Genomic DNA, 24030 nt, shown 5'->3' on the forward strand with positions numbered 1-24030 from the left:
CCACAACTCCGACTCCCACAACTCCGACTCCCACAACTCCGACTCCCACAACTCCGACTCCCACAACTCCGACTCCCACAACTCCGACTCCCACAACTCCGACTCCCACAACTCCGACTCCCACAACAACACCAACCGATACACCAACTCCCACGCCAACTCCCACGCCAACTCCGACGCCTGCGCCAACTCCAACTCCGACGCCTGCGCCAACTCCAACACCAACTCTAATTCCTTCCCCTTCCCCTTCCCCTTCTTCCCCGGATTGCATTTGCAATACTATTGAGTATCCAAATCTCGATCGCCCCAACCAAGCTGACAACATTATCAACGGCAATGGTAGCGGTGAAATTCTGTTTGGTACTGCGGAAAATGATGCTTTTTACGGCAGTCCAAGTCCGAATATTTTCGATGCGGATTTAGGCGATGATAACCTCTACGGCGGTGAAGCAAATGACATCCTTTACGGCAATCGAGGCAATGATTTTATTGACGGTAACAAGGGAGATGATATCCTGTTGGGCGGTAAGGGTAATGACATCATTGTTGGCGGTGAAGGCGAAGATATCATATTCGGAAATCGCGGAAATGATTCAATAAATGCTAAGGAAGATGACGACTTAATTTTGGGGGGTGAAGGTGCTGATTTTATCGACGGTGGCAAAGGTAATGATATCGCCTTTGGAGGCAAGGGAAATGATACAATCCTCGGTGGCGAAGGCGATGATTCTCTCTACGGCAATTATGGCAATGATATCCTCTGCGGAGGTGGTGGTAATGATTGTCTGAGTGGGGGTATTGGCAATGATTTGCTCGACGGATGCGAGGGAAATGATACTTTTTGGGGAGGCAAAGGAAATGATACTTTGATTGGCGGTTTGGGCGATGATAGTTTAATTGGCGGTGCTGGGAGCGATCGCTTTTTACTCTCCACCAATTCTGGTATCGATATTATAGCCGATTTTGAAGTTGGCAAAGATTTGTTGATGCTAGCTAATGGCTTGACATTCGCGCAATTAAGTGTTACGGAAAACAGCGGCAATACTTTAATTAAGTTTGTGGAAACAGGAGAAATTATAGCTGCTTTAAATGGAGTTTCTGCTAGCATAATCAGTGCTGCCGATTTCAGCTTAATTTAAACAGGCTTACAACTGACGCACCACGCAATAAATGGTGCGTCAAGGCGATCGCCATTAAATATCGCCTTGTAAAATTTGATTTACTCTCAGGTTCGGAAAAGGTAGGAGAGATTGGGCGATCGCCACTTGTATAGCAACTACCACAACGGTTAGGACATTCTCGATGGCCCAAGCTTTTGTCACTCACTGGCAAAAAGTGGCGAATATCCGAATTGTGGCTACAAGTTTTCCATTATTGGCGATCGCTATTCTACGGGTATAATTCTGGGTGCGGTGGCTTTGTATCGGATTATCAGTATTGTGGCGGATGTTTCGGGTGCTGCGTTGGCCAAAATTGATCGGAGGCGCGATCGGCTGATGTAGGGGCAGTGGATGGTGAATGATATCAATTCAGGAGGTTGCACCGTCAAGATAGAGGAGACGGCTCTTGGAGTGTATCTAATCCAAAATAATATTGTAGGGACACGGCACGTGCAGTCTCCTAATTTCTTGGGCTACAATCAAACAAGATTGTACTTAACTATTGAGCGATTTTAGTTTGGGATATCATTATGCTATCAATAATTTATCCTCATATCGAGAAAGTAGCGGGTCAACCCGCACGGTTGCAGCGGATACCCCGCGTGCGGGTTGCTCAGATTGTGATGGATTATCTAGCCTACGGTTGGTCAGTGGAAGAAATGTGCCGCCAGCATCCTTATTTGATGCAGTCGGAGGCTCATGCAGCGATGGCTTATTACTTCGACTTTCAAGCTGAAATTGAGCAGGAGATTCGTGCAGAATGGGAGCAGGTGCAACAGGAAAAATCTCTGCTTTCGCCTTCACCATTTTTCGTAAAAATGCGAGCTAAGGGGTTGTTGTAAGTGGCATCGCTTTTAGGTATGAGAAGATTGGGTTGGGATAGAATAGAAACAAGGTCTTTGAGTAAAGTCTATGTCGGCTAGGGATGTTTTCCATGAGTCTGTGAAATCTGCTCTTCTGAAGGATAATTGGGTGATTACCGACGATCCGCTCAAGCTAAAATTTAGTGAAGACGATCGACTCAGGATTGACTTGGGAGCGGAAAAGCTTCTAGTTGCAGAGCGAGGTTTGCAGAAAATTGCCGTGGAGGTTAAAAGCTTTCTGAGTGAATCAGCCATGTTTGATTTCCACCTAGCCCTCGGTCAATTTCTGAATTATCGACTAGCACTCAGGAGTCTGGAGCCAGATCGATCGCTCTATTTGGCAGTTCCGATCGCAGCCTATAATTCATTTTTCTCTCGTGCTTTGCCACAAGCGGCGATCGCTGAGTATGATCTGAAGTTGTTGGTATATGACCCTACTAATGAGGTGATTGTGGAATGGATAGATTAACTAAATATCGGCAGATTGTTCGCACTTTCCTGATGGAATATAGCAAGACTAAACCCATCAATGGCGACATTGAAATTCAGGTATTATTTGACACAGAACATGACCACTATCAGATATTAGATTTAGGTTGGGACGGTCATAATCGGATTTATAGTTGCCCGATTCACTTAGATATCCGCAATGAAAAAGTCTGGATTCAACGCAATCAAACTGATGAATTAATTGCTGAGGAGTTAGTGCTGATGGGTGTGGCGCGGGAGGATATTGTTTTGGGGCTTCAACCTCCCTATGCAAGACCATTTACGAGCTATGGCGTTGCTTAGGGTGTTTGGAAAATTCTGTTTTACTGTCGATCGCGCGATCGCAATGAGTGTTGATTCTATTGTAGGCGATCGCCCTAAGCTACCGGGCGGGCAAATTTCGACTTTGACATTGTGGCAGTAATGCATTGCAATCCAGAACCAGGATACTGGAAAGAACGGGTTACAGAGCAACCACCAGATTAAGCTGATACCACCTTGATAGAATTAATCAGATCGCACTTCAGTTAGATTAGTTAGTTTACGGGCGATCTTTTCCATCCATGTCTTCTGTCATTGTTGCCTCTGAAAGCGAAGGTAATGTTAGTTGGAGGTGAATGTCAATTGTTATTGAATGACTTTGATTGTTTAAACTTATGTTAACTATATTTACTAATGGAACTTGGGGTGAATAATTGCTTGAGTGAGATTTAACAGACGGCATAGTTTTATATCCAGCTTCCTCTAGGCAGTTGTGAATATTTCTCCAGTTGCTTACCTTTTCGTTAGGTACATCTGTAATTTTTTTAAAGTATTGATATAAAGTTTTAGATATATAAACCTCAACACCTTTACGACTTTGATGGAGTTGGCTAGCTATTTCCGCAGGGCTGTGGCCGCAGAGCAAACCTCGGAGAAAAAGCTTTTCCCGTTCTGTAAGTCCCTTTCTGGAACGGGGAGATACTTGCCACTTGGCTTCTGCCATAGCTTTGTAGAGCCTTTCCAAGTCCCAGTTATTCGCAGCTTCGGCAAACATCTCGTCGCTGGATGTCATCGCAGTATGTCTCGCTTAGTTGATAGCTATAGCCTAACTAAAGTTATAGCTTTGGTTAGTTGCTATCTGAGTATAACTTAGTTTATCATTGCTGAAACCGATGTGGCGATCGGTCTGCTGTTGTAAAAACATAGAGCTTTTTGTGAAGAGCTTAGGGTGCGGACACAGCAGCGGTTGGTGGGCTAGTGTAAAGTTTTGTAACAATACGCCAGATTTTGCATAAAATTTGGAATTCAAACCGAATACATATATAGGAGCAAGACGTTGCTTGGTGCGGGGCCGAGTTGGTACTGGATGCTTAGGCGTTGCGGTATCTATTTGGGGTGCGTGCGTGCGATCGATCGGGCAATTCCGCTTTTTTTTAGCCAAAATTTAACGGATAGTAATATGAATAATTATGATGACCATATACAATTTGCCGATAATGTAATTGAGCGATCGCAACTGCCCCAATCCCAAAAAATTGAGTTAAATCAGCTAATACAACGCATTCAGCAAAGACAAAACGACCCCAATCTTTACTTAGCAGTGATTGGAGAATTTTCTAGTGGTAAAAGTACATTTATTAATGCTTTAATTCGTGATAATTTGCTGAAAACATCAGCTTTAGTGACAACTGCTGCTGCTACTAGATTACGCTATGGTCAAGAAATTAACATAGAAATAAATTTTAGGCAAGTACCAGAAATAATTAAACCAAGAAGATTTTGGACTAGAAATGCTATATCAGCTATTATTAGATTTATCGAAAATTTAGGTTTAGACTTTGACATAGTAACTGCTATTGAAGATTTTTTAAATGATGCCGTTGCTTTTTTATTCAGCCTTTTTAACAGCTCAAATAATCTTACAAATATAATTACATCTGAAGACATTAGGGCTAAGGGTATAGATATTAGGGAGTTTATTCACAAAGTTACGTCTGAAGAAGAGATAGCCAAAGAAGTTATTGATGTTAATATTAATCATCCAGCCACTTTTCTACAAAATAATATCGTGATTATTGACCTACCTGGTACTAATGCTACCAATACCAGACACGCACAAATTACACGAGAAATTGTAGAAAACGAAGCTGATGTTGCTATTGTTATAATTCCTGCTACACAACCTGTAAGTGACACTTTGGCGGAATTTTTGATCTCGACAATACAATCTTCGCTAGATCGCTGTATATTTGTTGTTAGCCGCATGGATCAAATTCGCCAGAGAGAACATAATAGAATGTTGGCTAATGTGAGAGAGAGATTGGTAGATCAGCTAGAAGTTAATCCTAATAAATTGTATTCATGTTCTGCTCAGGTTGTTATGGATGATGTCACAGGAGAGCAGCAAGCAGTAAATAACCCGGAATTTTGGATCGAGCAATTCACGCAAATGCAGGTTGAAATCATAGAACGCTTAAAATCTGAACGAAATGCGATTATTAGTGAAAATATCCAAGGTTTATTTGGTCAGCTATTTAATCAAATCAAAAGTTATTTACAATCTCAATGGAATCAATACAAAGAAAAAGAAGCTCAAATTCAGAAAGAAACTATTCAAGACATTGAATATTTTAAAAATCAACAATATAGAGAGTGTATTAATATGATCGATCGAACTGCTACTCGCTCGGAAAATAAAATCAACGATCATGTTGATAATTTTAGAGATCGAACTACTGCTAAAGTAAAAGAAGCTATTTTTGGCGCAAGTGATTGGGACGGTCTCAAGTATGTTCTTAATACTAAGGTTGCGACAATTTTACGAGAGCAACAAAACTTACTAAGTGATAGTATTCAAAATGAATGCCAGAATCTTTCTCAGTCTGCACACGAAGTTGGGCAATATTTTGATAAAAAATTTACTGAAGTCTATCGGAGCTTACAAGCATTAGGTGGGCGTGTTGAAACTAATTCGGTGTTCGCAAGTAGTAATATTTCAATCAATACATATTCAGTTATTTCTTCAGCACAACAACTCAACAGTTCAAGTTTTGGTAATGCAATGGCAGGCTTGTTTTCTCATCTATTTCGTGGCTTGCTTGACGAGCGCAAGCAAAAGATTTGGAATGAAATTCGACCTAAAATTTATAACTGTTTTGCTGAAATCAAACAACAGGTGCAACCAACAGTAAAAAAAGATGCGGACAACCTGAAGACAGCCATAAATCAGCGGATTAATGCTTACATTACTCACTACAAATCCGTTGTAGATGGTATGTTGGACGAACAAAAAATGGAATTGCAGCGGTTGACACAGTTGCAAGCGACCATTCAAGCTGACTTAGCGGAGATTGAGCGAAGGCAACTGCAAATAAAAGTCAATTTACGTTGATGTATTAAATCAGTTACCTAACTCAATCTCTCTAATCTCGCTGGCTAAACTCTATCTAATAGTCAAAAGGAGACTACTATGAACTCTAACGATCGACAATATCAGTTATTTCAACAAAAACGTAACGCCCTAGCTGTTTTGGTAAAGCAGCAAATAGATGTGTTACATTCTCTTAACATGACCGAAACAGAAGCAAATATTCGTAAGCTAGAGGAGCGAATTTTAACCGATGGCTTCAAAGTGCTTGTAGTGGGTGAGTTTAAGCGGGGAAAAAGCACTTTTATTAATGCTTTGTTGCGACAAGAAGTGCTACCAGCATACTCAACACCAACTACTGCAATCATTAATGAAGTTAAATGGGGAGATAAGCAGAAAGCGATGCTATATCACAAAAAGCCTGCTTCTGGTTCACCGCGACCGCCCCAGGAAATACCTGTGGACAAAATTGAGGAGTATGTTGTTATTAAAGATTCTGGTAAAAAAGAAGGCAAAGAAAGCCCCTATGAAAAGGTGGAATTATTTTGGCCTTTGGAACTTTGTCGCAATGGTGTAGAAATTATTGATTCTCCGGGACTGAATGAGAACGAAGTACGCCAGCAAGTCACAGTGGATTACTTGTCAAGAGTCGATGCTGTGCTTTTTGTTCTGTCTTGCGAACAACTCGGTCCGTCAATTTCCGAACAGAAGATGATCGAACTGTTGAGTAATTGCGGTCATGAGGATATCTTTTTTATCTGCAATCGCTTCAATGATATTCGCAGAAAAGAAGAGCAAGAGCGAGTCAGACAACACGGCTTATCTCAGTTTAGTAATCTAACCAAACAAGGAACCAAGGGTATCTTTTTCATCACGGCTGTGGATGCTTTGGAAGGTTATTTAGAGAACGATGTGAACCGGATTAAGGCTTCTGGTATAGAACTTGTAGAGCAAGCACTAGCAACATTTTTAGCTAAGGAAAGAGGGCGGGTGAAAATTGTCCGTTCAGAAAAAGTCTTCCGAATGTCTATTGAGGAGTCCCGAAAAATCATTCCTCAGCGAGAATCTATGCTGAGAACTGATTTGCAAACTTTGGAAAAACGCTATGCTGATGCTCAGGAGTCATTGCGATCTCTAGAAAAGGAGCGTGAAAGCATAGTTAGAAGGATATCGAACTTCCGCGAAGATATTAAAGAGTTAGTTAGAGGAAAATCTCGTCAGCTTCTGAATCAAGTCGGTGACAAAATTGATGACTGGGTGAGTGAATATACAATCCAAGAAAGCATCATATTGTGGAAAGATGTTTTCAAGATGGAAGCGGCGGCTAAAAGAGTTGTTGAAGAGGTAACTCAATATCTTTCTAGCAAAGTAGAGAAAGAGTTTACCCAATGGCAACGTCAGGAGTTACAGCCCTTTCTAGGAAGTCGTTTGGATGATCTATTCAAGGAATTAGAAGACAAAGCAGGCAACTTTTTCTCCGATTTAGATCGAGTGCGTGTTGAGATTTCTGGAACTAAGGTATCAAAACTAGATGTCCAGGTAGAAGATACTAAAATTTCTCCGATTAATCGCATCCTTTCTGGGATTGCTGGTTTTGTATTGATGGACTATGGTTCTGCCGCGATAGGAGGGTTATTTGGCTACAAAGAAATGCTCAAAAGTCTTATTCCTCAACTTGCTACTGTTGGCATAACTTACTTGCTTGTTGGACTAAATCCTTGGATATTAGTTCCAGCAATACTTGCTAGTAGTTCATTACAAGCCTTCATTAAGGTTAATGGGATTAACGACAAAGTTAAACAACAAGTAGGGAAAGAATACAAAATTCAATTTCAAGCATCAAACCAGCCCGATGAAGTAGCCAATGCTGTTGCAGCTAAGATTAAAGAAATTGAGGACGGTGTAGATAGAGGACTTGGTAGCGAGATTCAAAGTGTTCGGACTCAAGTTAACTCAATTTTGGCTGAAAAGCAAAAAGGTCAAGTCAATGTTGACCAAAAGATTCAGGAGTTAAAATTGCTCTCGGATCGATTAAATGCTATTGATGGGGAACTGAATGAGTTGATGAGACAAGTTGCTCAGATGTAGCAATTTTTTGTTTTTCCCAGAGCGATCGCCCTTATTGTCCAAATAACCAAAAGGGCGATCGCCCCCTACATTTAATTCACGGGAAATGGCTCAGCCAAACCTAATTCTACCATCAGTTGCTCGTGAGAAATGTTGCCGCTGTGCTCTTGCTTTGACTCCGATCTCCGAAGCGGTTCGGGAATGTCAGCGAGTGTCAAAACGGGTAACGTCAATGCTTCTTTAAACCACTCAATGTTTTTTGCTAATTCTTCTAAGCTTTTTCCCCAAGGTTCCACAGCATTTTCAGTACATCCTGCGATCGCTCCACCTGCTTCATAAAACACTTCCCGAATGATATAATCGCCGTTATCTTCCAGAAACACTCGATAATTCCATTTAATTGTCATACATCCTCCTGTTGTCCTCGAAATAAAAAAGTATTACCCTCTTTCTCGCCAATACGCTTAATTTCTACAATCTGTACCTGTTCTTCAACATTATAAAAGACTCGAAACTCCGCAATCCGCAATTCCCAACCTGCAATACTATTAGGTCGAGTGCGCTTGCGGTTACGAGTCTCAACACTAGGTTCATATCGCAATTGCACAGGAATTTCGCTCAAGATTTGTTGTTGCTCGTGCTTCTTAAAGTATTTTATGTCTTGTATTGCTTGCGGAGTGTATTCAATCTGGTACATTTAAGTTAATAAATTAACTATCGTCTTTTCTTAATTATCATAACCAAGTTTGTAACATTTTATGCTCAGAAACTTATGAAAATTCGAGAATCTCAAGGTAAGAGTGTATGGAACAATTCTGAGGGTTGGTGCTGCGAGCCTCTTGACCCCATACCGCCCGGTCATATTGCCCTAGCCGTTGAAGCAATTTCCCTAGATCTTGTAGACTGGGATATCGAAGAAATTGGCGAAAAAGCAGGTTTTGATATTCAGTACAGATACACGGGAGTCAATGACCCAAAAAATGAATCTTTAGCTTGCGTAAGTCAGTTTGTCGGCATCTATGAAGACTGGTCAAAGCTCGATCGCGATTTGTCAGCTTTGATTGCAGCTTTCCAAAGGGCGATCGCCCTTATTTTCCAAAGTGCGATCGCCCTTATTGTCCAAATAACCAAAAGGGCGATCGCTCTTCCTCTCCAAATTTAACCCACTTGCAATAATTCTTGAGAATGTATTGAATTCGGTACGCCATAAGCTGTATAAGCTCTTACTTCAGGCGGTTGAAGTCCTAAAACAATTAACTTAGGGGGAATGCCCGCTGCTACTAATTCTTCAGCGATCGAGCGATCGGTATTATTAGCTTGAATCCAAACTTGACCGTAGATAATATCCATGTGTATGACGCAATCGTGAATTCTTCTCCCCTGAAACCATCCCATCGAAAGTAACATATAGCGGTCGTTTTCTAAATCGAAAATTACTTGACTTTGTACCTCAGTTTCAGAATTCAAAAAACCTGAGTATTCATTAATAATTCCTTTGACAATCTGGCGGCAATCTGCTATGGTATCCATTTCACAATCTCCTCCATTTGTGGATTAAAAACAATCAACTTTAAATGATTATCTACCAATAAAATATCAGCAAATTTATCTTCAATAAAAAGCTCTTCAAAAGACATCACCGGCATAGCAAGATAGAGCGTTCTTTCCGGTTCAGTTTGTTCTAAAATTTTCTGATAAAGAATGTATTGTCCCAAAGCCTTCTCTAAATCTAAAATTTTAGAATCACTGATAAAACTTTTAACTTCAACAGCTATCTTAGACTGATTATTTTCAGCAGCAATCAGTTTTTCTGCTCCGAGATCGACAAATAGTTTTCGCTTGGCCCATTTCACTAACAATGGGTCATGAGTAATTTTCCAGCCAGCTTTAACAAGTGCCTGTTTCACAACTGGATGATAGTAATCTTTTGCTGACACTGTTGCTCCTTTTGAACGATGTGAATATTAGAGATTTTTGTATAAACTTTTGAGTTAGTGTCATTTTACCATAGTTCAGCTTAGTCAACCATAGTTATATTACATTGTTAAGCTTATTTAACTATAGCTTGCGTAAGTCAGTTTGTGAGTATCTATGAGGACTGGGCAAAGTGCGATCGCCTTTCTCATTCCGAATCCAAAAGGGCGATCGCTCCTTTGCATCCAGCTATCCCAAAAGCGATCGCCCTTTTTTTATTCACTCGCGCACATATTCAACTTGTTAACATGATAACATATCAGCAGAACAGGTGTACGATCGCGAGAATATAAAAATTGGAGGAAACCTAAATGGGAAAAAGTACAGAAGTGTCAGCCAAGCGACAGGACCCAAATTACATACAGCTATCGGGAGATGTCCGAAAAGAACTAGGACTTCAGTTTAAAGCTGCGTGTACTCTCAAGCAGCTAAATATAGGAGAAGGGTTGGAAGAAGCAATAGAAATATGGTTCCAGGCTCAGCAAGCCCCCTCATCCAGCAAAAGCAGCAAAAAGGGGGACGAGTGAGAGATCCAGATCGGGAAAAAGAAGAGCTTGGCAATCCCATCAACGAACCCGTACAAGCGTATAACCTAAAAGAAGCGAAAAAGAAATGCCAACAGCTAGCAACTGAATATGAAGAATCTCTTGCAGATGTTCGTCCTGAAGGCAAAGCCTGGTTTCGCTGCTACTTTCAGTGAGGGAAAATACATGAAAATTAGAGAATCTCTTGGTAAGAGTGTCTGGAACAATTCTGAGGGCTGGTGCTGCGAGCCTCTTGACCCCATACCACCCGGTCATATTGCCCTAACCGTTGAAGCGATCGATCTTAATCTTGTAGACTGGGATATCGAAGAAATTGGCGAAAAAGCAGGTTTTGATATTCAGTATAAATACACGGGAGTCAATGACCCAAAAAATGAATCTTTAGCTTGCGTCAGTCAGTTTGTTGGCATCTATGAAGACTTCTCAAAGCTCGATCGCGATTTGTCAGTTTTGATTGCAGCAGGCATCCCGCGTCATTTATTCAAAATACTGACTGACAACGATGACATCGATTTGAAACCTGTAACGCAATACCTCAAAGCAGTCTCATAATGTTTTGGGTGTAGCGCAATTGTTTCTTTTTCCGTGCATTGCGATCGCCTTTCCCATGTCGAATTCCAAAATGCGATCGCTCATTTTTCAATAGACGCTCAATTTACACATATAAAAGCTGATTAGCAATTTCATCAGCCGTCAACGTATTTAATAGAATAGCAACCCGTTGCACAATCTCATAGGCGTTCTTTTGAGGAGTAACAATGATACCCGAATGTTCCCATCCTTCTGTCATATATTCTAGGTGTAATCGCTCAAAATCCACACGATTGTGAGTGAGTGAGCAAGCATCGATCGACAGATGCAGCATAAGCCAATTGTTGGCTATCCAATTGACTCAGCATTCCCTGTTCGCTGGTTGTCGTCACATCAAAACCCCTAGCCCGCAGCAAAGTCGCTACCAGCCTAGAAACATCTTCATCTGTATGAATAGTTGCAAATAGTTTCACGGTTTTTTCATGGCAGCTTTCACAGCAGGATGAATCAATTCTTCAGGAATTCGATTGCGCTCAATATAAGTATTTATTTCTTCCTGGTTGTCCAAATAAAAACTCAGTGCGTCAAAAATTTGAGCTAATTTCAGATGAGGTAAGTGCATCGGAATTTCTTCAGGAGTAATACCTAAACGCCACAATTCCACGATCGCACGAACGGAAGTTCTCGTCCCTGCGATAATTGGTTCCCCTTGCAAGATTTCAGGGTGACGTGCGACATAACGCGAAGCAGATTGTGTAGTCATGGGAGATTAACCGGACACATCGATCTTGATTATAACTTATGCTAAAACCCCGGCAGGCTAATTCTAGTTTAACATAACCTAATTTTCACTGCGATCGGTATAATTAAAAAACCAACATCAAATACAGTCAATTAATGCCATGATTGCTAATTTGCCCCTCAAACTGCCTCACTTACCCAGCAGCTTGCCCAGCGAAGGTTCTGTCCACATTGAATTAGTCAACGGACTCTTAATATTCAGCGCTTCCATTCAAACCCAGGAACGAATTCAAACTTTAATAGCTCAACAACAAGCATCAAATTTAACTTCCGAAGAACAAACAGAATTGGATGGATATCGAGAATTCATTAGCTATCTAAATTTGGTAAATGAAACCATGAAAAATACTTTTCTATATCCTTTGCGCGGCACAGTCATTGGCTATGATGAACCGTTTGAACCTGCGGTTTCGTTGGAAGATTGGGAAGTGCTACAATGATTGTACTAGATACTCACTATAATTGATTGATATTTGCTATGATAGTCTTAACAAATAACTGAATAAATGTATGAAAATTAGAGCAATCATTCATCCAGCAGAAGAAGGTGGCTATTGGGCAGAAGTTCCCGCACTGCCTGGGTGCATTACTGAAGGAGACACTATCGAAGAAGTGATGATTAATTTAAAAGATGCTATGGTCGGCTGGCTCGAAGTTGCTAATAGTCGTGAAGCAGTTGCTTCCACAGATAAAATTGTGGAGATTACTGTATAAAATCTATTTCTGGCAAACAACTTTGCAAAATAGTAGAGCAGAAAGGTTGGGTTTTGAAAAGAATTACTGGGAGTCATCATATCTATGAAAACCCAGAATTAGAGCAAATTTTGTCAATTCCTGTTCACCGCAATCAAGATTTGAAAGTTGGAACCTTGAGAGCTTTAATGAAAATAGCCCAGCTATCTGAAGAAGATTTACTCTGATAGGGTGCGTGTACTCTACTTTCAGTGAGGGAAAAGACATGAAAATTCGAGAATCAGTTGGTCAAAGTGTGACGAACAACGATGACATCGATTTGAAGCCTGTAACGCAATACCTCAAAGCAGTTTCATAATGCTTTGAGTGTAGCGCACTTGTTTCTTTTTCCCAAGTGCGATCGCCCTTTTTGTCCGAAAGTGCGATCGCTCATCTCCCATCCCTATCAATATCCGACTCAACCATTTACACCTACAACACTCAACTCATCAGACATTTCAGAATTATTTGTTGCATCAATTTTGGGGAACTGTTCACTATTCAAGAATTCTTCAAATAAATCAAAAAAGCGCTTCAGTGCATCGGATTCATCCTCAGAATAAAAAAGAATAATCCGACTCCAAGATTGAGTATCTGCTTGGTTAAATCGATTCTCTATCCACTCTTGAAACTCTTCAAACTTTGTTTCTTGTTCTGTTACAGGGATGCCAAGTTGACGGCGGGCAAAGGTATAACCGTCCAAAAAAACATGAAGATGACTAAGCGATCGATTCCCCAAGTATAAAGACGATCTTTGCTTGATTTTTCCTAGCAAATCATACAAATCTAACATTGTTTCATCTCCTTTCAGCTAAAATTCAATTTCCGTAATCTCAAATTGACCGCCCAGATCCATTGCCAAACAATAAAATTTTCCCAACCACTCTTGTTTAGTAATTCCTTCATTGTGGATATTATCAAAAATTAATTCCTCCCCATTAACTTGAACTGAAATCGCTTCATGCCGTCCATTTGTAGCAATATTTTGTCCGAGGTCATCATGGTAAATATTACCATACTTTCCCTTGGCACTGCCAGTATAAATTTTAATTTTTTTTCCAGAAATACCCCTTTGAATTAAAAACTCTTGGATGCTTAAAGCGCAAGTATTACATTCAAACAGCTTAAATTTACTAGCTATTTCAGAAATTTGTTGTCGTAATTCGTCATCGATCATGTTTAATTATTTGACCATCTCTTGGTACTATCCTAACTCCGCTTTACCATAAATAGTTATCCGTAGGGTCATAGCTACCTTGATAAGTGCTGTAGATGTGGTAGCCAGGGAATACTAAAGCAATGCCAATTGGACTGTGAATAGTCCCCGGATAACTTTCTTCTGGTAAACTACCCCCAATCCGAATTTTGATTGCACCTAGCCAAATGTAGAGCCCTGGAATTAAAGTATCTAAACTGTAGGCGATCGCCCGCATTTGAAGATCCGGGGGATTAATCGGTTTTAAAGACTGTGGCTTTTCAGGTTTGGAAATGGACATGGCACTAATCCCTAATTTACCGCACGTTTGAGAATTTGACCGACAACTCCGTACCTGTCGCCAACCAACCCATCGAGTTCGTGTTCAATTTGAATTCAAATTCTGGTCTTCTATACATTCTCTTCCAGGTAGCCTTGATTTCTACCCCACTCTATCCAAGCTGAGGCCATCTGTTTTACTCTTCCCCTTTGTTCTGGTTTAATGGGATTTTCCCCCGTAATTGCACCCAAAGCCGACAACCAGTAAACAGGATTTTTTTTCAATTCTAATAGCAACAGTGGCACGATTTTAGTTCCCATATTAATAATTTCCTGATATGCCGGATACTGAGACATTTGGGCAGTTGAAGAAAGTCCAGCAACCTCTTTCTCCCAATCCGAGGCTAGTGCATAAAATTTGTCAACTATCTCAGGGGAAATTCCAGCTTTTTTGTTGAGGATATTTTGAGTAGTATTTTGTGAAGAAACTTCTTTCTGTGCAAGTAAATTTTCTATCCCTATTAAAACCAACTCTTCTATCGAGACATTTAAGTCGTTCGCGACTTGTTGTAATTTTAGTAGGCGCTCATCTGAAAGGGCGATCGCGATCGTGTTCATCTGAATTACAAACTAGCATGATGCCTTAAGTATAGTATCTGTAGGGTGCGTCGCCATCAAAAATCCCAAAAAAACAGCGACAATCTCACAGCGACGCACCCTACCCAATGTTTACTGTCATTCTAACGAGACATCAGTCGTTGTCGAAATTCCTTAACGGCTGCGAGGGAATTCGGATATCGGACATATTCTGCCAGCAATTCTATATCTAAATCAGGGAGGATTTCGCTGCGACTGATTTGCTCATAACCGCAGGTTTGGACAAATTGAACTGGAATTTCTTCTCGCAGGTAGTAGAGGCTAAAACGTTCATTTTGCCAAAACCAAACTTCTTTAACATTTAACCTTCTGTAAACTTCCAGTTTATTCAGGCCACCACTGGTAACAACAACCTCAATTGCCAAATCGGGAAATTCTTTGTCTGTACCAATGCAGTAAGCTTCATCGGGTTCTGTCCCGCCTCTTTTTTCCTCTTGCCGCAGGGTTGTAGAACCAAAGGGAAAATAGTCGATATCGGCTTCTAAAAAGTAAATGACTAAAAGGTCTCCAATGCGCGTTTTTCTGATTTCATGGCGACGGGAAGGTGAGATAATTTCTAAGACTCCATCTAAATATGTGACTCGATATGCTGAACTATCCCCATTTCTGGTGAGTAAGGTTTCGTATTGTTCCCAGTTAACGCGATCGGTAATATAGCGGCATTCGGGATCTTGGCGTTGGAGTGCTTGTTGGTCAAGTAGAGCTTTGATATCGCTTGTCAACATACTATTACCTCCTTTAGGTTGTCTTCATTGTAATTTAGTTAGGACTTGTACCAATTTTTTATGAGGCTGCATAGAATCCGATCCCCCCTAACCCCCCTTAATAAGGGGGGGACAAGATTCCGATCAAAGTCCCCCTTATTAAGGGGGATTTAGGGGGATCGAGATATATGCAACTTCACATTAAATTGGTATTAGGGATGGGCTACGAAAAACCAGGTTTCTACGTGAATATTCGTCGCCGAGATGCAGGATTTGTCTTAGAAATCGGGTTTTTTAACCTTAGTTCTATTGGTGAATGCGATCGCACTTTCTGAAAATCTTGTTAAAAAAATTTGCCTTAAAAAAGAAGGATTATCTATTGACAGGGCGGGGATTTTTATGGTATATTTTAGAGAATGGGAGTGGTGAGTAAAATAATTATTTTACTCACCACTCCCATTATTAGATTGTACTTCATTGGCTGGGAAAAGTCAAGCTTTTTACCCTCAAAAAAATGGCGATTTTTTTTTTATTTCAATCAATTAAAATTAATCTACCCCATTACTATAGCAACCGTCAAGGTGGTTAAGACATAGTAATAGGGTGAGCGCTGCTGTGACGATATTTCTCCTAATTGGATGAGATGATAGCAGCGCCCATCCTACAAGAATTTTTCCTAACCGATTCGCCGAGTAAATCCTACAAACTCACGCCTTTTAGAGAGTCTACACTTGAGAAAGGATAAAGCCGTGCCGCTGCATTAAAAGCTGTATCGGGAAAATCGCTAAACACACCGTCTACACCTAATCGGTAAAATTGTTCGTACTCCAAAGCTGGATTACCGCCATACTCTGGAGCCACATAAGTAGGAGATTCATTGCGAAAAGTGTAAGTGTGAACTAATAACCCAGCCAGGTGAGCATCGGTGATTAAAGTATTAGCGGGCTGTAATTTCTTATCTGCACCTTCGACAACTATTGTCCGCTTCCAAGGCCCGATTCCGTCAGCATAGGTTTTGATTTCTGCTAACCCTTGGGTTGTCATTAAATCGCGGTAGGTACGCCGATCGCCACTCACGACAAAATCATAGGGTTTTTCTGCAAAGTCATCCATTAACTGCACCAGCGGCAAGTCTGTCAAGCGATTTAACTCTTTGAGATTTCCCACTTCAAAGGATTGGATAAACACCGGATCTGTGCGTTTGGTATATCCATTAGCAGACAGCACTTGCACTAACCGTTGCTCTAAAGGCAAATTAACAGACTTAAAATAAGTCGGGTGTTTTGTCTCTGGATAAAGTCCAATTGTTCGCCCTTTTTCGGCACTTTTGCGCTTGGCTAAATCGATGACTTCTTGAAATGTAGGAACTTGGAATTGACCGTCAAATGCTGTCCCCCGTAACTCTGGCAAGCGTTCCCGCGCCCGCAAAGTTTTGATTTCGGCTAAGGTCAAATCTTCTGTAAACCAACCTTCTACTTCTGCACCGTCAATGGTTTTTTTGCGTTTGCGATCGGCAAATTCCGGTCGTTTGGCAATATCAGTAGTCCCCGAAATTTCATTTTCGTGGCGGGCAATTAACACTCCATCTTTAGTGGAAACTAAGTCTGGTTCAATGAAATCTGCACCCATCTCGATCGCCAATTCGTAGGAAGCTAGGGTATGCTCAGGGCGGTAGCCACTTGCGCCGCGATGTCCGATAATTAAGGGGCGGCGGGGCAGTTCAACAAAATTGCTTTGGTTAATAGTTGGCACTCCATTGATTGTTGCTAGCAATGTGCCGTCTCGGAGGCTAATTGCTGTATTTAGCCCGGTGCTAGTAATTAACAAGTCCGAGAATTGAAGTTGATTTTCTAAGGTTAAGCGATCGCCCGAACTAAAATCAGTAATAACATCAGCACCTTGAGTGCGACGCAACAAGAACGTATCATTTCCAGTGCCGCCAGTGAGAGTATCTAAACCTTTGTCTCCACTGAGAAAATCGTTCCCATCTCCACCTAGCAAGATATCATTACCTTGACCGCCAATCAGGGTGTCGTTGCCGCTACCACCAGACAGTGAATCATTACCAGAATTGCCATTAATTGCCTCTGAATCACTACTTCCGGTAATATTGTCGTTACCACCAAGGGCTGAAATCCCCCCCAATATTCCCTTGAGTAAGCCAGGAGTAACGGTGAAATTGTCATCGCTATTTGTCAGTAAAAAAAACTCAGTAACTGCCATGATTTTAATTTTCCTGATTGACTCAAAGATAATTACTTTGACTTTTTGTTGAAGTCACTCAAAAATTATCATGGCAAGATTAATTGATTACTATAAATTGCTTAATTTTTAGTAATGCAAAGGTAAAGTTTTGGGTGGGTACTGCTGGGAGGATATTTCTCTTAATTGGGTGGGATAATGGTAGCGCCCACCCAAAAAATATTTTTCCTAAGCGATTTGACAAGTGCTATGATTTTCATCAGAGTCAATAACTGCTCCGATCGCCCAAGCGGGAATATCCTGAGATTCAAACCATTGAATTGTGCGATCGACTGCGGTGCGATCGACCAACAGCACAAAACCAATGCCCATATTAAAAGTATGGAACATATCAACAGTGGCAACTTTGCCGGCTTGAGCAATCCACTCAAAAATCGGCAAATTGGGCCAGCTATTAGTGTCAATTTTGATAGATTGATTGGCTGCCAAACAGCGAGGCAAATTCTCCGGCAAACCGCCGCCAGTAATGTGGGCCATGCCGTGAATATCCAAACCACTGTTAATGGCTTCGAGAACTGGCTTTACATAAATGGTAGTGGGAGTTAAGAGGACTTCTCCTAAACTTTTGCCACCTAATTTTTCTGGTTGGGAATGCCAGTCAAAACCCAAATCGCCTGCAATTTTTCTGACCAAACTAAAACCGTTGCTGTGGACGCCGGAACTAGCCAGCCCGATCGCCACATCTCCGACTGTAACCCGCGAACCGTCTAACAATTTGCTCTTTTCGACAATTCCGACGCAAAAGCCAGCCAAATCGTACTCTCCCGCTTGGTAAAAACCGGGCATTTCGGCTGTCTCCCCGCCCAACAGAGCACAGCCAGCTTGCTTGCAACCATCAACAATGCCAGCAACCACAGCAGCTAGTTGTTCGGGATTTAACTTTCCCGTCGCCAAATAATCGAGAAAAAATAGCGGTTCCGCCCCGGATGTGAGCACATCATTGACGCACATCGCCACCAAGTCGATACCTACGGTGTCGTGGTGATCGAGTTCGTGGGCCAATTTCAACTTAGTCCCGACGCCATCAGTCCCGGAAACCATAATCGGCTCTTTTAAACCCTCCGGGACGCTGAAAAACCCGCTAAACCCGCCGAATCCGCCTAAAACACCCGATCGGTGGGTGCTCTTCACCATACTGCCGATGCGCGAGACAAAAGCTCTGCCCGCCTCAACATCCACACCTGCTTCCCGATAGTCCATAAGTTCGCCTTAGTCGATTTCTAGTCTTTAGTTTATTGCCAAGTCTAGCGATTTGAGGTTTGAGATGGGAGATTTGAGATTTTAGCGTCCACAAAATATTTATGAATTTCTGTAAAGTTTTGTAAATTTTTGTAAATTTTTCAGGAATTGCGAAAAACTCTGCAAGCACTGTCATTAAAGCATTTTCTCAGAGAGTGAACTGTGAAGATCCGAGGAATTTTTGGCAAAATGCGTGGGAACAGCGATCCCCAAGCTCAAAAGTTTGTGGTAGTCTGTTGCAGTTCGTTAACAAAACACAAATTGCAAATTGAGTATGAGTTGTCAAGTGTCAGGGAAGTTGCAGCCAAAAAATTATTTGGCCCAAACACAAAAGCAAAAATGCAGCCCGACAGTTTGATTTGACTCGCGGGGGAACAGCGAAGGACAGGAGGGAAATCCCTAATGCCGATCGCCCATCAGGCCAATCCCCTAACCTCCGTTAGCAATGGCTCTTCACAAAAATGGACGTATGAAGGAAAAATTTGTTGGTAGTCTACTAGCTGTCCTCTTAGTTCCTGCGGTAGGAACGGCATCATCTTGTCACGCACAAGCAACTGATACTTCCAGGCAAAACTTTCAGGAAAACAAGCAAGTAGTTTTGACCCAACCGTCCCCGCAGTTAAACACGACTCGGGTCGAAGCAGAAAAAGTTGGACAATATCAGTACCAAGCAAGAGCTGACATTGAACAAAACTCGATCGCCAAAATTCAGTCCCACGAATTGGAAGGGCGACAAGCAGCGACAGTATACGTGCGGAACATTCCAGTCATCACATTTCTGAACACGAGTCCAGAAGCGAATACCAAAAAGACAGAGACTGGCAAAAGTTCTGTAAATGCCACCAGTCAGTTGAAAGTAGTCGGCCAGAGAGAAAATGGGTCTGACACCAAAAAGTCCAGCAATTCCAGCGCCCAAGAAACCGACCCTGTGTGGCGGGCGTCAAGCTTAGCAGCAAGACTCAATCAGTTGGCGCGCAACAACGTTGACCCAAACAGCATTACCGTCAAGTGGGAAAAAGGCAATCGCTACCTGATCCAGGCAAACGGCGAGGACTTGGTAAACATTAACGCCGAAACCATCCTCCCGGATACCACCAGCGACTTCAGCCTAGATGCCTTACAAGCAACCAATCGCCTCCGCAGGCTGCTGGGTAACGCCCCACCGCTCCAAGAAGTGATCGGCAAGCCCCAACCTGAAAGCCCGGTGCTTTCCCTAGGCCCAGTTCAAGTTCGGATCAATGGCTGGGCATCCTGGTACGGCCCAGGCTTTGACGGCAACCTCAGCGCCAGTGGCGAGCGATTCAACCAAAATGATTTGACCGCAGCCCACCGGAACTTGCCCTTCGGAACTCTACTAATGGTAAGAAATCTCGACAACGGCCGTACCGTCGTCGTCCGCATCAATGACCGAGGCCCCTATGTGGGCGATCGAGTGATTGACTTGTCCGCAGGCGCAGCCAGCGTGCTCGGCATGATGGGCAGTGGCGTAGCTCCGGTGGAAATTGAAGTCATAGCACCAAAGCCACGAGCAACTGTTGGACGTTAAACCCTACTGTAAGGCACAATACAGACGAATGCCTTCAGGAGTGTATCCGTGCGCCTGTTTACTACCATTGCAGCCCTACGCTGCTACTTAAATTCACAAAAATCTGTAGCATCCCATGTACAAATCGGTTTAGTGCCGACGATGGGGTCTTTGCACAGCGGGCATTTGAGCTTGATCCAGCGGGCCAGACAAGAAAATGCGATCGTCGTGGTCAGCATTTTTGTCAACCCGCTGCAATTTGGGCCAAAGGAGGATTTTCAAGACTATCCTCGCAATTTGGAGCAAGACCGGCTGCTATGCCAAGAAGCTGGAGTTGATGTAATTTTTGCTCCCTCAGAACTGGAAATGTTTGGGGATTCGGGCATCGAGACAGGCAACTCAGGAGCCCAGACTCCTGCGGTGACACTGATTGACCTTTCATCCTTGACTCAAGTTGTCCCACCACCGGCGATGACATCGGTTTTGTGTGGCAAGTCCAGGCCTGGTCATTTTCAGGGTGTAGCAGCCATCGTCACTAAACTTTTGAGTTTGGTGCAGCCGACAAGAGCTTATTTTGGTCAAAAAGACGCCCAGCAAGTAGCAATTATCCGAAAACTGGTCGCCGATTTTAACTTGCCTGTAGAGATTATTGCTTGTCCGATCGTCCGTGAAGCTTCCGGACTAGCCCTGAGCTCTCGCAATCAATATTTAACACCAGAGCAAAAACAGCAAGCTGGCATACTCTACCGCGCTCTACAGCAAGGGTGGAAAACCTTCTGTGGGGGCGATCGCACTGCGGAGGCGACACTGGCGGCCGTCACAGCAGAATTTGCCCTTGAGCCATCAGTCTCCCTAGAGTATGCTGAACTGGTCAATCCCGACACTCTCGCACCCTTGGCAGTTGTGGAAACGGCGGGACTTTTAGCCGTGGCAGCCAGAATCGGCTCTACTCGGTTGATTGACAATATAATTATCAGGAATCGTCGGCCAATTGTGGCGATCGACGGACCTGCCGGCGCTGGCAAATCTACAGTTACCAGACAAGTCGCCCAAGCTCTGGGTCTGTGTTATCTAGATACAGGGGCGATGTATCGAGCTGTGACGTGGCTGGTGATGACTACCAACACTGCCATGGGCGACGAATTGGCGATCGCCGAATTAGTCAATTCCAGTTATTTAGAATACAACCTTGACCCTTCATCTTTGACATTAAAGATTAACGGCGAAGACGTCACCGAGGCAATTCGCAGTTTGGAGGTGACAGCCCGCGTCTCGGAAATTGCGGCTGTTCCCGCCGTGCGACAATTTTTGGTGAAACAGCAGCGGCTTTGCGGCAAAACAGGCGGAATTGTGGCAGAAGGTCGTGATATAGGTACTAATGTGTTTCCCGATGCAGAACTGAAGATTTTTTTAACCGCTTCGGTACAAGAGCGATCGCGCCGACGGCTATTACAACTCAATGATACCGATCGGGCTAAAACCAGTTTGGAACAGTTGGAACGGGACATCGCCCTGCGAGACTCCAAGGATAGTACCCGCGAGGTGTCACCTTTGCGTAAAGCGGCTGATGCTGTGGAAATTCAAACAGACGGTTTGAGTATTGCCGAAGCGATCGATCGGATTGTCGGGTTATACAAAGAGAGGATAGGGAATAGTTAATAGTCTTTGGGAATTGGGAATTGGGAATTGGGATTAGAGAATTGTCAACATACCTCACCGTCCTTGGATCGGCATTGGTTCCTGGACGCTTTAATAACCCAATTTCTCCGCCAGAACTCCTCCCAATCCCCCATTCCTAATTCTCCATTCCCCATTCCCACTTAAAATCTAAAAGTAACTCTGTAAGGTGTCAAGGAGATAAAAACGTGAAAAACTTCAAACGGCTGTTTAGGCGGCGAAAAACTTTGATCGTTGCTTTTATAGCCGCCTTGGGTAGTTTTGTAATGGGCGTGACGTTGCCGATGAACTCGCGAGGAAATCAGCCAGCGTCGCTATCGCAGGCGCAACTGGTGACAGCATCCCAGTCACAAGTACAACAGTCGAAATCTATTGTTAATAATTTGAAACAGTCGATCGCCGAGAGAGTAGAGTTTTCCGAAAACACTCTAGATAGGTTGGAGAAAGTCCGTTTTAACTCTTCCCTACCGTCCAAGTTTAAGGGTACAACCCTGCGTCAGGGCAAACTCGACTCCCGACAAAAGGCGATCGCCCTGACATTTGACGACGGTCCCTGGCCGACAACAACTGTACAAATCCTCGATATTCTCAAACAGAACAATATTAAAGGGACTTTCTTCTGGGTGGGAAGATACCTACAAGTTTATCCAGAACTAGGGAAAAAAGTTGCTCAGGCTGGTCATGCGATCGGGAACCACACTTGGAACCACCAATACATTAAGTATAACGAAGAGGGTGCCGCGCGCGAGATCGATCGGACGACCTCGTTAATTGAGGAATTAACAGGCATCAGAACCTATATGTTCCGCCCACCGGGAGGTATTTTAAACAATGGATTAGCAGCTTATGCTCAAAAGAAAAATTATACAGTTGTGATGTGGTCTGCTGATTCTTTAGATTGGCGCACTGCTACACAATCGTTGATGGAAAATGTGATGCGGCAGGCTAATTCCGGCGGTATTGTCCTGATGCACGACGGCGGTGGTAATCGATCCAAGACTGTGGAAGCTTTGCCCAATATTATTGCTAAATTAAAAAAAGAAGGGTACACATTTGTAACAGTTCCAGAATTGTTGGAGATGGAAGCAAAAAACTTGAAACAGCAGCAAACAGCACAGAAATAACCAAATGGGAAAAAAGTATACGAAATTTCACCTTCAGGCTATTTGAGTGGCTAGAGGGATAGTTGAATGCGATGCAGGCTCAGCTTCGCCTAAGTGTCCCGTTATCAGCTTGGTGAGCCATAATCCCTCGCCCTTGGAGGTGGGGAGATTCAAAAAGGATAGCTTTTTAGATTTGCTCACAGGTAGTCGTGGTAGAATTCACTATGGTACTGCAAGATCTGTGTTTCGGACTGGAGTAGGTCGAGCGGCATCAAGCTCAATCGCAAGCTGTATTTCTACTTTTGAAACCCTTGCTCCTCAAGTTAAGCTTCGATCGGGGAGATTTCCCTCGATGAAGCCTGTGCGATATGCTATGGGGGCGAAGCAGCGAAAACTCGTCCAACAGTCCAAATGTCTGCCGACATTCAAACTCTCGATCGCAGTTTGTGAATTGTTCCCACAGTACCTTGGGGCACAAGGAAACTGGCTTAGTTACTAAGCATCACGCTTGGGGAGATTTGCCCACTACTTCTAGTGTCGATCGATGTTAGAAGCAAGGTAAGTCATTGAACCAAGAATCTCATCTTTAAGGGATGAGAATGTCAATTAATGTTACTCTCAAATATCCTCAAAAATTTGAATAACAAATGAGCGTAGTTAGCCAATTAATTCTCCAAGCCGACGACGAACTTCGTTATCCGAGTACCGGCGAACTTCAAAGTATCAATGATTTTTTTAAAACGGGGGAACAGCGGGTACGCATTGCTACTGCGCTTTCTGACAGTGAAAGAAAAATTGTTGATGAAGCTAGCAAAAAACTCTGGAAAAAACGCCCTGATTTTATTTCCCCTGGAGGTAATGCTTACGGTCAACGGGAA

General features: G+C 42.7%; 35 protein-coding genes and 1 pseudogene. 20 read left to right on the forward strand and 16 right to left on the reverse strand.

All coding sequences use genetic code 11. The features are described from left to right. A partial coding sequence (locus AAFP11_RS23895; RefSeq protein ID WP_341739275.1) for a calcium-binding protein occupies positions 1-1139 on the forward strand: 1139 nt, incomplete at its 5' end. A gap of 54 nt (positions 1140-1193) precedes the next feature. On the opposite strand, the gene AAFP11_RS23900 is transcribed toward AAFP11_RS23895, so the two are convergent. Continuing rightward, positions 1194-1322 (reverse strand): hypothetical protein, encoded by a 129-nt coding sequence (locus tag AAFP11_RS23900; protein ID WP_341739276.1) that lies wholly within the window; start codon positions 1320-1322, stop codon positions 1194-1196. A 368-nt stretch (positions 1323-1690) separates the two neighbouring features. Here AAFP11_RS23900 and AAFP11_RS23905 point away from each other — a divergent pair, with 368 nt between their 5' ends. From AAFP11_RS23905 to AAFP11_RS23920, 4 genes are all read left to right on the forward strand, one after another. After that, the gene (locus AAFP11_RS23905; protein WP_340519762.1) at positions 1691-2002 is read left to right on the forward strand and encodes a DUF433 domain-containing protein; all 312 of its coding nucleotides are present in this window, start codon (positions 1691-1693) and stop codon (positions 2000-2002) included. A 70-nt stretch (positions 2003-2072) separates the two neighbouring features. Continuing rightward, the gene (locus AAFP11_RS23910) at positions 2073-2492 is read left to right on the forward strand and encodes an element excision factor XisH family protein (protein ID WP_341739277.1); all 420 of its coding nucleotides are present in this window, start codon (positions 2073-2075) and stop codon (positions 2490-2492) included. Next, a complete protein-coding gene (locus AAFP11_RS23915; RefSeq protein ID WP_341739278.1) occupies positions 2480-2815 on the forward strand; it encodes a XisI protein in 336 nt (111 codons plus the stop codon). The genes AAFP11_RS23910 and AAFP11_RS23915 overlap by 13 nt, the downstream gene beginning before the upstream one ends. Then, positions 2802-2936 (forward strand): hypothetical protein, encoded by a 135-nt coding sequence (locus AAFP11_RS23920; protein WP_341739279.1) that lies wholly within the window; start codon positions 2802-2804, stop codon positions 2934-2936. Before AAFP11_RS23915 ends, AAFP11_RS23920 begins: the two co-directional genes overlap by 14 nt. 117 nt (positions 2937-3053) lie before the next feature. Here the strand turns inward: AAFP11_RS23920 and AAFP11_RS23925 are convergent, their stop codons facing one another. Continuing rightward, positions 3054-3566 (reverse strand): LuxR C-terminal-related transcriptional regulator, encoded by a 513-nt coding sequence (locus AAFP11_RS23925; protein ID WP_341739280.1) that lies wholly within the window; start codon positions 3564-3566, stop codon positions 3054-3056. A gap of 33 nt (positions 3567-3599) precedes the next feature. Beyond that, positions 3600-3935 (reverse strand): hypothetical protein, encoded by a 336-nt coding sequence (locus tag AAFP11_RS23930; protein ID WP_341739281.1) that lies wholly within the window; start codon positions 3933-3935, stop codon positions 3600-3602. An 18-nt stretch (positions 3936-3953) separates the two neighbouring features. Between AAFP11_RS23930 and AAFP11_RS23935 the strand changes: the two genes are divergently transcribed. Together AAFP11_RS23935 and AAFP11_RS23940 are read left to right on the forward strand one after the other, a co-directional pair. Then, positions 3954-5885: a dynamin family protein gene (locus tag AAFP11_RS23935; RefSeq protein ID WP_341739282.1), complete on the forward strand. Its 1932-nt coding sequence runs from the start codon at positions 3954-3956 to the stop codon at positions 5883-5885. 78 nt (positions 5886-5963) lie between these two features. After that, positions 5964-7949, forward strand: coding sequence for a dynamin family protein (locus AAFP11_RS23940; RefSeq protein ID WP_341739283.1), 1986 nt, complete (start codon positions 5964-5966; stop codon positions 7947-7949). Between the two features lie 71 nt (positions 7950-8020). Here AAFP11_RS23940 and AAFP11_RS23945 read toward each other — a convergent pair whose 3' ends face one another. Together AAFP11_RS23945 and AAFP11_RS23950 are read right to left on the reverse strand one after the other, a co-directional pair. Beyond that, positions 8021-8335, reverse strand: a complete 315-nt coding sequence (locus AAFP11_RS23945; RefSeq protein ID WP_341739284.1) for a hypothetical protein — start codon at positions 8333-8335, stop codon at positions 8021-8023. After that, positions 8332-8625, reverse strand: coding sequence for a type II toxin-antitoxin system RelE/ParE family toxin (locus AAFP11_RS23950; protein ID WP_341739285.1), 294 nt, complete (start codon positions 8623-8625; stop codon positions 8332-8334). The genes AAFP11_RS23945 and AAFP11_RS23950 overlap by 4 nt, the downstream gene beginning before the upstream one ends. A gap of 75 nt (positions 8626-8700) precedes the next feature. Here AAFP11_RS23950 and AAFP11_RS23955 point away from each other — a divergent pair, with 75 nt between their 5' ends. Then, positions 8701-9090 (forward strand): hypothetical protein, encoded by a 390-nt coding sequence (locus tag AAFP11_RS23955; protein ID WP_341739286.1) that lies wholly within the window; start codon positions 8701-8703, stop codon positions 9088-9090. Here the strand turns inward: AAFP11_RS23955 and AAFP11_RS23960 are convergent. Beyond that, positions 9087-9458, reverse strand: a complete 372-nt coding sequence (locus AAFP11_RS23960) for a XisI protein (RefSeq protein ID WP_341739287.1) — start codon at positions 9456-9458, stop codon at positions 9087-9089. The genes AAFP11_RS23955 and AAFP11_RS23960 overlap by 4 nt on opposite strands. Further along, positions 9446-9865, reverse strand: a complete 420-nt coding sequence (locus AAFP11_RS23965; protein WP_293207627.1) for an element excision factor XisH family protein — start codon at positions 9863-9865, stop codon at positions 9446-9448. Before AAFP11_RS23965 ends, AAFP11_RS23960 begins: the two co-directional genes overlap by 13 nt. A gap of 144 nt (positions 9866-10009) precedes the next feature. Here AAFP11_RS23965 and AAFP11_RS23970 point away from each other — a divergent pair, with 144 nt between their 5' ends. Genes AAFP11_RS23970 through AAFP11_RS23985 form a run of 4 tightly spaced genes read left to right on the forward strand, consistent with a single transcriptional unit; the run spans position 10010 to position 10999 of the window. Continuing rightward, positions 10010-10195 carry a hypothetical protein gene (locus AAFP11_RS23970; protein WP_341739288.1) on the forward strand — a complete coding sequence of 62 codons (186 nt, stop codon included), beginning with the start codon at positions 10010-10012 and terminating at the stop codon, positions 10193-10195. Positions 10196-10213: 18 nt separating this feature from the next. Further along, the gene (locus tag AAFP11_RS23975; RefSeq protein WP_341739289.1) at positions 10214-10429 is read left to right on the forward strand and encodes a hypothetical protein; all 216 of its coding nucleotides are present in this window, start codon (positions 10214-10216) and stop codon (positions 10427-10429) included. Further along, positions 10426-10602 carry a hypothetical protein gene (locus AAFP11_RS23980; RefSeq protein ID WP_341739290.1) on the forward strand — a complete coding sequence of 59 codons (177 nt, stop codon included), beginning with the start codon at positions 10426-10428 and terminating at the stop codon, positions 10600-10602. Before AAFP11_RS23975 ends, AAFP11_RS23980 begins: the two co-directional genes overlap by 4 nt. Before the next feature lie 10 nt (positions 10603-10612). Continuing rightward, positions 10613-10999, forward strand: coding sequence for a hypothetical protein (locus tag AAFP11_RS23985; protein ID WP_341739291.1), 387 nt, complete (start codon positions 10613-10615; stop codon positions 10997-10999). A 257-nt stretch (positions 11000-11256) separates the two neighbouring features. Here AAFP11_RS23985 and AAFP11_RS23990 read toward each other — a convergent pair whose 3' ends face one another. Together AAFP11_RS23990 and AAFP11_RS23995 are read right to left on the reverse strand one after the other, a co-directional pair. After that, positions 11257-11451, reverse strand: coding sequence for a DUF5615 family PIN-like protein (locus AAFP11_RS23990; protein ID WP_341739292.1), 195 nt, complete (start codon positions 11449-11451; stop codon positions 11257-11259). Then, positions 11448-11741 carry a DUF433 domain-containing protein gene (locus tag AAFP11_RS23995; RefSeq protein WP_096828231.1) on the reverse strand — a complete coding sequence of 98 codons (294 nt, stop codon included), beginning with the start codon at positions 11739-11741 and terminating at the stop codon, positions 11448-11450. The genes AAFP11_RS23990 and AAFP11_RS23995 overlap by 4 nt, the downstream gene beginning before the upstream one ends. Before the next feature lie 139 nt (positions 11742-11880). Between AAFP11_RS23995 and AAFP11_RS24000 the strand changes: the two genes are divergently transcribed. From AAFP11_RS24000 to AAFP11_RS24010, 3 genes are all read left to right on the forward strand, one after another. Further along, positions 11881-12219, forward strand: a complete 339-nt coding sequence (locus AAFP11_RS24000; RefSeq protein ID WP_341739293.1) for a hypothetical protein — start codon at positions 11881-11883, stop codon at positions 12217-12219. Between the two features lie 70 nt (positions 12220-12289). Beyond that, positions 12290-12493 carry a type II toxin-antitoxin system HicB family antitoxin gene (locus AAFP11_RS24005; RefSeq protein WP_341739294.1) on the forward strand — a complete coding sequence of 68 codons (204 nt, stop codon included), beginning with the start codon at positions 12290-12292 and terminating at the stop codon, positions 12491-12493. Between the two features lie 53 nt (positions 12494-12546). After that, positions 12547-12699, forward strand: a complete 153-nt coding sequence (locus tag AAFP11_RS24010) for a type II toxin-antitoxin system HicA family toxin (protein WP_341739295.1) — start codon at positions 12547-12549, stop codon at positions 12697-12699. Between the two features lie 230 nt (positions 12700-12929). Here the strand turns inward: AAFP11_RS24010 and AAFP11_RS24015 are convergent, their stop codons facing one another. The 5 genes from AAFP11_RS24015 to AAFP11_RS24035 all read right to left on the reverse strand — a co-directional run bounded on the left by AAFP11_RS24015 (position 12930) and on the right by AAFP11_RS24035 (position 15367). After that, positions 12930-13304 carry a hypothetical protein gene (locus AAFP11_RS24015; RefSeq protein ID WP_341739296.1) on the reverse strand — a complete coding sequence of 125 codons (375 nt, stop codon included), beginning with the start codon at positions 13302-13304 and terminating at the stop codon, positions 12930-12932. 18 nt (positions 13305-13322) lie between these two features. Further along, entirely contained in the window at positions 13323-13688 is a 366-nt protein-coding gene (locus tag AAFP11_RS24020) for a papain fold toxin domain-containing protein (RefSeq protein ID WP_341739297.1), read from the reverse strand. Positions 13689-13731: 43 nt separating this feature from the next. Beyond that, positions 13732-14007 carry a hypothetical protein gene (locus AAFP11_RS24025; protein ID WP_341739298.1) on the reverse strand — a complete coding sequence of 92 codons (276 nt, stop codon included), beginning with the start codon at positions 14005-14007 and terminating at the stop codon, positions 13732-13734. 110 nt (positions 14008-14117) lie between these two features. Further along, positions 14118-14603, reverse strand: coding sequence for a hypothetical protein (locus tag AAFP11_RS24030; protein ID WP_341739299.1), 486 nt, complete (start codon positions 14601-14603; stop codon positions 14118-14120). A 122-nt stretch (positions 14604-14725) separates the two neighbouring features. Then, entirely contained in the window at positions 14726-15367 is a 642-nt protein-coding gene (locus AAFP11_RS24035; RefSeq protein ID WP_341739300.1) for a Uma2 family endonuclease, read from the reverse strand. 167 nt (positions 15368-15534) lie between these two features. On the opposite strand from AAFP11_RS24035, the gene AAFP11_RS24040 reads away from it, so the two are divergent. Next, a complete protein-coding gene (locus AAFP11_RS24040; RefSeq protein ID WP_341739301.1) occupies positions 15535-15681 on the forward strand; it encodes a hypothetical protein in 147 nt (48 codons plus the stop codon). A gap of 364 nt (positions 15682-16045) precedes the next feature. On the opposite strand, the gene AAFP11_RS24045 is transcribed toward AAFP11_RS24040, so the two are convergent. Continuing rightward, a complete protein-coding gene (locus tag AAFP11_RS24045; RefSeq protein WP_341739302.1) occupies positions 16046-17569 on the reverse strand; it encodes a glycerophosphodiester phosphodiesterase family protein in 1524 nt (507 codons plus the stop codon). A gap of 207 nt (positions 17570-17776) precedes the next feature. After that, positions 17777-18808, reverse strand: coding sequence for a phosphoribosylformylglycinamidine cyclo-ligase (gene purM, locus AAFP11_RS24050; protein WP_341739303.1), 1032 nt, complete (start codon positions 18806-18808; stop codon positions 17777-17779). A gap of 508 nt (positions 18809-19316) precedes the next feature. Between purM and AAFP11_RS24055 the strand changes: the two genes are divergently transcribed. The 4 genes and pseudogenes from AAFP11_RS24055 to AAFP11_RS24070 form a co-directional block, all read left to right on the forward strand. Then, positions 19317-20393, forward strand: a complete 1077-nt coding sequence (locus tag AAFP11_RS24055; RefSeq protein WP_341739304.1) for a septal ring lytic transglycosylase RlpA family protein — start codon at positions 19317-19319, stop codon at positions 20391-20393. A gap of 48 nt (positions 20394-20441) precedes the next feature. Next, entirely contained in the window at positions 20442-22031 is a 1590-nt protein-coding gene (locus tag AAFP11_RS24060; protein WP_341739305.1) for a bifunctional pantoate--beta-alanine ligase/(d)CMP kinase, read from the forward strand. Positions 22032-22237: 206 nt separating this feature from the next. After that, complete coding sequence (locus AAFP11_RS24065; RefSeq protein WP_341739306.1) at positions 22238-23173, forward strand: polysaccharide deacetylase family protein; 936 nt, start codon at positions 22238-22240, stop codon at positions 23171-23173. A gap of 626 nt (positions 23174-23799) precedes the next feature. Next, positions 23800-24030 (forward strand): annotated as a pseudogene (locus tag AAFP11_RS24070) (allophycocyanin); the annotation flags it as partial.

The organism is Microcoleus sp. CAWBG640 (assembly GCF_020883015.1).
Classification (GTDB): Bacteria; Cyanobacteriota; Cyanobacteriia; order Cyanobacteriales; family Microcoleaceae; genus Microcoleus; species Microcoleus anatoxicus.